Raw genomic sequence first — 7,520 nt, forward strand, 5'->3', positions numbered from 1 at the left:
GTTTGTAAGATATCTGAATATCCAGCAAAATTCATCAAATAGATAAGCAGACCAATAAATACAATTCCAACCAACAAATTTCTCAAACTATGTAATGATAGATTGAATAAAAAATACCCTATGAACAACGTCACATAACCTGCCAATGACAATGTAAATAACTCACAGATGAACAATATCCGTACATATTTATTTCTCATATCAAACCCATTTGCCATAATTAGAGGAACTATCCCCATTGTCATGTGTCCCGGCTCCATGAAAATACTCATAAATCTAAGATCCGGTCGATTCACATACAGCATGAAGGTATAGAAGTTTTGACAAACATACTGATTATTGTTAAACGTGATAAGGGAAGGGTCGAACGGCATAATACCTGCAAAAAACAATAAATAAGAAACTAACGAGACGAGAACCAAACAAGCCGTCCATTTCGTTATAAATCGTAATATATACTGCTTATCAACACTTTTCAAAGAGAATAAATATATCCAAACAACAAACTTTCCTAAAGAAGTGTATCGTCCTATATCTCCACCGATTATATTCCATAACACAGATGACAATAAAAGAAATGACCAAATAAGGTTCTTCGTTGTCACGCAAAAATGCCCCGATTCCATTAAGCCTATATAAATCGAGACTAACGCCGCTATCAGTATAGTGAATTCCCGCACATAGTTACCCCACATATACCATGGATACATCGCATCCAAGAAAAGAAAGAATATACAAAGTGTATACAGTCGAAACAACTTACTCTCTTTTTCCATCATCTTTTCTTTATCACCCCTGCCAGAACACCGCCAATAATGGAATAAGGAGGATAGACACCACGAGTGACTAAGGCTCCGACAACCACCACGCAACTATCACTTATCACCACGCTATCCAAAATCGTAGCCTTAGCGCCGATCCAGCAATCATTACCTATCTTTATTCCCTTACGGTTCACACCCTGCAAACGTATGGGAATGGGAGTATCATCTATATGAATCTTAGTCGATACGGACACGTTTGCATTCACCAAACACCTAAACTTAAGTACAGCAATCATATGCCCTATTATTTTATTGATTATCTATTGAACAAAATAAGAAGTCTGTATCCTTTTATCAATATTTAGCACTCTACCGCATAGTCTTCCAACCAAATCATAAATTAATGAGTTCATATTCAACTCTTATTCATACAGCCAAATACTTAATAGATCTTTCTCTAAACTCCGCCAGCAAACGATCTACCTTAGCGTAATCGATCTTTAAACTCGCTCTTCCTGACGCTTGCTCCAGCAAGCGATCCTTTAACTCCAATCGCTCCAACAAAGCGGCAGAACGCCCTCCCAAGTTTCCCATGCCTATCACATAGAAGGGCTTATGGAAAAGAACGGAGAAAACAGTTCCATGGAAGGAAGAGGTAACCACGAATGCTGCTTCCTTGAAATAGGAGACAAACGATATAGGATCCAACGTCTGCAAACAATGTTGCCCGGGTTTGGACAAGCGTGGCACAACGGTAATCTCAACTATCTCGTACCCCAGTTCCTTGCTGATCTTACGAGCTTGCTCCATACAAGCCTCCGATTGTAGCAGGTTATAACAAAGCACGTATGGATACTTTCGTTTGATAGGGAGACAGCGCTTTTCCCAGTCCTCCTTTATCAGCAATAATACAGGATCACAAACCACCCGCACCTCTTGATCCGTCAACGGTCGAACCAACTCTGCCAACTCAACCTCACGAACGGACAGGGCATCCAAATTTTGTAACAACCCCGGCAGAACCTCTCTCTCCCCCTCACTCAAACGGCATGGCGACATACTGGCGGCATACGAAATACTCCGGCAAGCCAATCCTTGACCAAAAAAGACCGGGTCGAACTTTCCTCCGGTAAGGCGAGTACTCCAAATCTGGTCGCTTCCTACTATCATGAGATCTAAATCCGCATAATTCGAGGTAGAATAATAGGGAATCAGATGGAGTTTCGTTCGCATAAAATTATCAAAGCCTTCCCAACGCTTTCCCCTGATATCAAATAAGAAAGGCTCCGTAAGCAGACGCTTCACCGCACGCAATAGATTCCGGGAAATCCAATGCCAAAGGGCATGCTTAGCATAACTTTTCACCAAATAGCTTGGTCGGTAATCTATTACATATACCTCATGCCCTTGGCCTTTCAAGTATTCCTGTAAAGCGTAACATTGCAGCATCGCCCCATAATTATGGGCACAATGGAAGGTTAGTACTCCTATTTTCATTATTTTCTCCGAATTACTTTTTTCACATTTTGTTTCAATCCCACCGACAACAATCCCAAAACAAAACCTACAAGTCGTCTCCGGAATGCCTTTACCTCCGCTTTCCATCCAAGAAGCCCGTACTTCTTCAAGGTTCTCTCGAACCCCAATCTCGCATAGTCCTTCTCAAAAGCGATCCGCTCGGGATGCAAAATCGATGGATGGCACAATTGAGGTTGTAAGCAATCTTCTAATGGAATGGCCTTATATTCCATATTCCCCTTTACTTGCTCAAACCAATTCTCACCTTTATCCGTATTAACCAAAATCAATGAGCAGCCTTTGTTATCCGCACCTAGATCAGCAGCGGAAGTATTCTCTATACCCCAAAAATCCGCCACGGTTATATCCGATGGCCGATGCGTATTCGTATAAGGACACTCGCCACATGAACGGCGAAGCATGATATGGGTATAAAATGTATTAGTGTATGTATTAGTGTATGTATTAGTGTATGTATTAGTGTATGTATTAGTGTATGTATTAGTGTATGTATTAGCGAAAAGAAACGATTTCACGTGCGAACGCCAGCCAAATCTTTTCTTGTCCCGGAAATTTACAGCGGTGATTCTCATGCCTTCTTTCGCCTCCAGATAATCAAGGTAATCACGCCAGATAAACGGACCTGGAACACCATGACACACGATATCCATCAAGAACAAACGATCTTGCAAACGTTTGCCGACAAAAGAACTCAATCCCGCCGTCTGGCAAGGTGTTCCAGAAAAGAGTACAAGCAAGCCATTGTTCAAATCCTCTCTCACTTGTCCAAAGACCGTATTCATGTCACTCTGTACATATTTACTTCCCCGGAACTCATCACGTTCGGCCCTCGTTTCTGCTTTCTTATGCACTACCCGGAAATGGCCGGTATAGCCGGCACCATAAACCACGCCTCCCTGCGACAAAATGAAATCGGATAAGGCTACAAACGCAGCACCGCTCTGAGAAGCAGCTATCTCCTCCGGATTTTTGTGCTTCGCAGCATAAGCCAACGGCTTTACCAGATTCAAGCTTCGATCGTAATCGCCATGAAAAGCGCAAACTTTCTCACAAAGTCCGCAATCCACACATAATGAATCATCCACCTCCGGATATAGAAACCCAAAGGTATCCGGAACCATACGGATAGCCCTATGCGGACATACGCTCTCACAAGCCGTACAACCACAACAATCTGTCTTAGTCTTATTTATTCTCATCTTTAAACCTTATTTCTTAACCGGGAAATCCTTTGCCATACAAACAATCGTTCCTCACGGGAACAGCCGACAAACAACACAACGCATCCGGTAACACACACACATACCATCCCGTTCACCACAAAACGGAAAAGACCTTCCTCCATAACGCAAGCAATACAAGCCGGAGCGACCAAAGCCAACATCATGACCCGGAAAATATTTAGCAACACTTTGTGACAAAAAAGCCTGACAGGTAATCCGACCATATCCCGAAGCATATACAGTCGTAAGAATAAGCAACAGAAGGCGATTCCGACAGACAAGGCTATCGTCATTTCTGGCGCATATCCTAACTTCAGCAAGATATACGCAACCGGAAAATTGAGCATCTGACAACCTCCCACCAACAATTGATAATTACGAATATTACCTGTAGCCAGCATCAACATTACCAAGGTATGCGAAACGGACTCGCTTAAGGCATAGAGCAATATCAAACGGACGAACGCCACGGCATGATCAGGAACAACACCAAGCCACAGCTTCAATAAAATGGGAGTCTCCATCAAGATAGGTAAAGATAGAAGTAACAGCATATAGAAAGAATATCGAGAACCTTGAAAGACCAAACTCATCATATACGCCCGATCTCCGGACGCATACGACTTGGTAATCTGCGGATTCAATGCCATCATAAAATTACTGACAAAACTATTGACCGCCGTATTTACCTGCATCGCTATACTGCGAGCGGCATTCACACCCGGGCCACAAAAGATATTCAACAATACATTCACCCCTTGATCTCTCAATATCCCGGAAGAAGCACCTATAAAATTCCACCCGGCAAAACCAAACACTTTCTTAATCAAATCCATGTTCCAAATCCATCGGAAACGACACTCTGGAAAATGGATTTTACAATAATACGAATAAAGAAATCGTATAAAAAAAGCCAAGAGTGCCATCAAGAGTGCATAAAATACCAATCGATCCCATGGAGAAAAATCAATCAAGAATGCTATCGCCAATGTGCCAAACGCCTGAAACACGCTTATATAAGCGAACGCAGACATTCGTTCGTGAGCCACTATACTCGCATTATACGGAATACTCATCAAATTTATGACAAACGTGAGTATTGAAAACTGATAGACCCAGTTAGCGGCTAATAATCGTCCTGCAGGTATATTCATCCGCATATTCAAGAACCAAAGGCCCAAGGTTTCCGAGAATAAGACTATGATCCCTGAGATTAACAACTGTATGACCACCGACACCGAGAAGATCTGAGAGATTTTCTCGGTATTACCACCGAGCCCCATCTCATACGTAATAAAGCGGCTGATCGCTGCGGTCAACGATCCGGAAATCACCGCAAACATGGAAACAAAACCGCCAACCGCCGAGTAAATACCGAAGTCCTCTACCCCCAATACTTGTAAAACAACCCTACTTGTGTACAGTGTCACCCCCATGATAAGAAGCATACGCAAGTAAAGGAACAGCGTATTCTTCGCTATCCGTTTATTATTATCCGATATAACAGACATAGGAATGTATGTTCTATTTCCTAACGACGCTGATATCAACATCGTAAGAAATAAAACCTTTTCATCTTAATAACTAAAGTTATTGATTATAATTAAAATGAAATAATCTCAGAGAGATCGTTTTCCACTGTTTAGACTTGGTTACAATCAAACTTTCTATTCTGGCTAATAATTTACAAATGAAATCAAAAAAGGAGATTACATCTTCACATTCAAAATCAAAAAAATCATTATAATCGCTGGTAATACGATGTTGTAACAATCTAGAATATAATCAACCTCCCTCTTTTGTCAACAATACTTTATATACATAGTTCAATTGAATAGCCGAACTACGTCATTATAGATTTATGTCTTGAATCCCTCACTAAGAAACAAGGCCTAAGCTATATAAAAACAAGCGTTCTTCCATCACTTCAAAGCTTTGTCTTCACTAACCCTCTACCTTCAGGAATAAAGCACAATTGCATTCAGATTATTTATTCGATAACCCAATCCCCCAACGTATGCCGCTCACTATCAAAATTAATTCCAACCTTTACGATCGGCAACCCACAAAGGGCGAAGCGCTCCGGGTAATTGCGCAAATTGATTTGCTCAAGGGCTATATCCGCAGTCCTGTTTAACTTCAATTCCACGACATAGAGTGTTGTCGATGTGCGCATCACCATATCCACACGGCCTTTCGGGGTACGGACTTCCACGTCCACATACATTCCTAGCAGGCTGAAGATCGTGTAAAGCAAGGACTGGTAATGGCCCTCGTAATCCGTATTGTCACATTGGGGGATGGTGGACAGGAAGGTCTGCAATAAACGCAGGGCATCCTCCATCCGCTCTCCAGCGATCGCCTCGAAAAGAAGGGCTACCGTAGTAAGTCCATCCGCTGTGTATTGATGCAAATAATTGGGCAATAAACTCTTCATCAATCCCATACGTACCTCCTTGTTTGGGATGTCGAGCGTGTACAAATTCGTGAGCGAGGAATAATCCTTTATCGTGATGTAACCGCTCTGATAGAGCAATGGCGTAATATCGACCATCCGTTCCGTGGGTGCGTCAAACGACTCTGCCAAAACCTTGCGTGCGCCTATTTGCTGGGGTTTCACGTGATACTTGTTCAGCATCTCGATCAAATAGGTGGGCGTACCGCTACCGAACCAATAGGAATTTAGTTTACTGTCGGCCAAGGCGTTCAACAGGCTGAACGGGTTGTATATATCGGGCGACGGCCACGTGAAATGGTAACCGTCATAATTCGATTTCAAGGCACCCAAGGCACCCTCCGGAGAAACGCCGAGGTTGTCGGCCAAACGACCGATATCCTCGCCCATCTGCTCACGCATTTCCTCCTCCGTGATGCCACAGAGCGAGGCGTACTCCGGGAGCATGCTGATATTCTTGATATTGTTCAACTCGCTGAAGATGCTCAATTGAGAGAACTTCGTGATACCTGTCAAGAATACGAAACGCAAATAAGGATCGCAGGCTTTCAGCGGACTATAGAAGTTACGCATCACGTCGCAAAGCTTCGGCAGCTCCTTCTCCTCATGCACCACGTCCAGTAAGGGAGCGTCGTACTCGTCAATCAAAACAACCACCTTTTGACCGGTCTGGGCGTAGGCACGTTTGATGAGACTTTCCAGACGTTGGTTCGTATAAATAGCGCTCTCATCACGTCCGTATATCTGCTCGTAACCATACAATTTCCTCTCCAGCTCACTCAGAAGCCGCTCCTTGTCCATATGCTTTGCCGTGCTCATGTCGAAATGAAGCACCGGATAGCTTGTCCACTCCTTCTCCAGACACTTGATAGCCAAACCCTCAAACAAATCCTTTCGCCCCTCGAAATAACTATGGAGCGTAGAAGTAAGCAACGACTTTCCGAAACGACGGGGACGGCTCAAGAATATATAACCAGACGCACCATGTGTCATTCGATAGACCAATTCCGTCTTATCTACATACACATAATTCCCCTCTCTCAATTTAGAGAATGTCTGTATTCCTATCGGATATAATCGTCGCCCTTCCATCTTCGTCTCTGTTTATTGGTTCGTCAAGACAAATATAACGCTATTTCCCTAAATGATCAATTTTCAGTCCTCTATTTTGGCTTATCGCACCATAATACTCAAAGCAACACAAAAGTTCGCTTTTCGAAGAAGATATACTGACTTGTCCTAATCAGTATATCTCCTCAAGGCAAGTCAGTATATCTTCTCAGAGCTAGTCAGTATATCTCCTTTTAAAAGTCAGTATTTTTGATGACTATGCCTAAATTTACTTCACAGATTTTACTGTTATTTTCTAAGGTACTTCACATCTTAGAGAAGCTTCTCCTGAAAAACTTCACAGGATTGAAAGTTGTTTCCTGAACCGGTTCACAGCGGCAAAAATACCGTTTTTCTTTTTCCATGCAAAACAACCATGAAAAAACCACTGCGGAGGAAGCCTCGCGGCTGGAGGCGCAAAGCCTCCAT

General features: G+C 42.8%; 5 protein-coding genes. All 5 read right to left on the reverse strand.

Going from position 1 to position 7,520, the window contains the following annotated elements:
* Positions 1-775 precede the first annotated feature (775 nt).
* Positions 776-1,060: an LbetaH domain-containing protein gene (locus NBH16_RS11570; RefSeq protein WP_250788572.1), complete on the reverse strand. Its 285-nt coding sequence runs from the start codon at positions 1,058-1,060 to the stop codon at positions 776-778.
* A gap of 130 nt (positions 1,061-1,190) precedes the next feature.
* Entirely contained in the window at positions 1,191-2,261 is a 1,071-nt protein-coding gene (locus NBH16_RS11575) for a polysaccharide pyruvyl transferase family protein (protein ID WP_022193183.1), read from the reverse strand.
* Positions 2,261-3,502: a Coenzyme F420 hydrogenase/dehydrogenase, beta subunit C-terminal domain gene (locus NBH16_RS11580; protein WP_250788574.1), complete on the reverse strand. Its 1,242-nt coding sequence runs from the start codon at positions 3,500-3,502 to the stop codon at positions 2,261-2,263. Before NBH16_RS11580 ends, NBH16_RS11575 begins: the two co-directional genes overlap by 1 nt.
* Positions 3,503-3,504: 2 nt before the next feature.
* The gene (locus tag NBH16_RS11585; RefSeq protein WP_022193186.1) at positions 3,505-5,037 is read right to left on the reverse strand and encodes an MATE family efflux transporter; all 1,533 of its coding nucleotides are present in this window, start codon (positions 5,035-5,037) and stop codon (positions 3,505-3,507) included.
* 479 nt (positions 5,038-5,516) lie between these two features.
* Positions 5,517-7,073 carry a PD-(D/E)XK nuclease domain-containing ATP-binding protein gene (locus tag NBH16_RS11590; RefSeq protein ID WP_250788577.1) on the reverse strand — a complete coding sequence of 519 codons (1,557 nt, stop codon included), beginning with the start codon at positions 7,071-7,073 and terminating at the stop codon, positions 5,517-5,519.
* Positions 7,074-7,520: the final 447 nt, after the last annotated feature.

This window comes from Parabacteroides sp. Y3-G-102 (assembly GCF_023656845.1).
Lineage (GTDB): Bacteria > Bacteroidota > Bacteroidia > Bacteroidales > Tannerellaceae > Parabacteroides > Parabacteroides distasonis.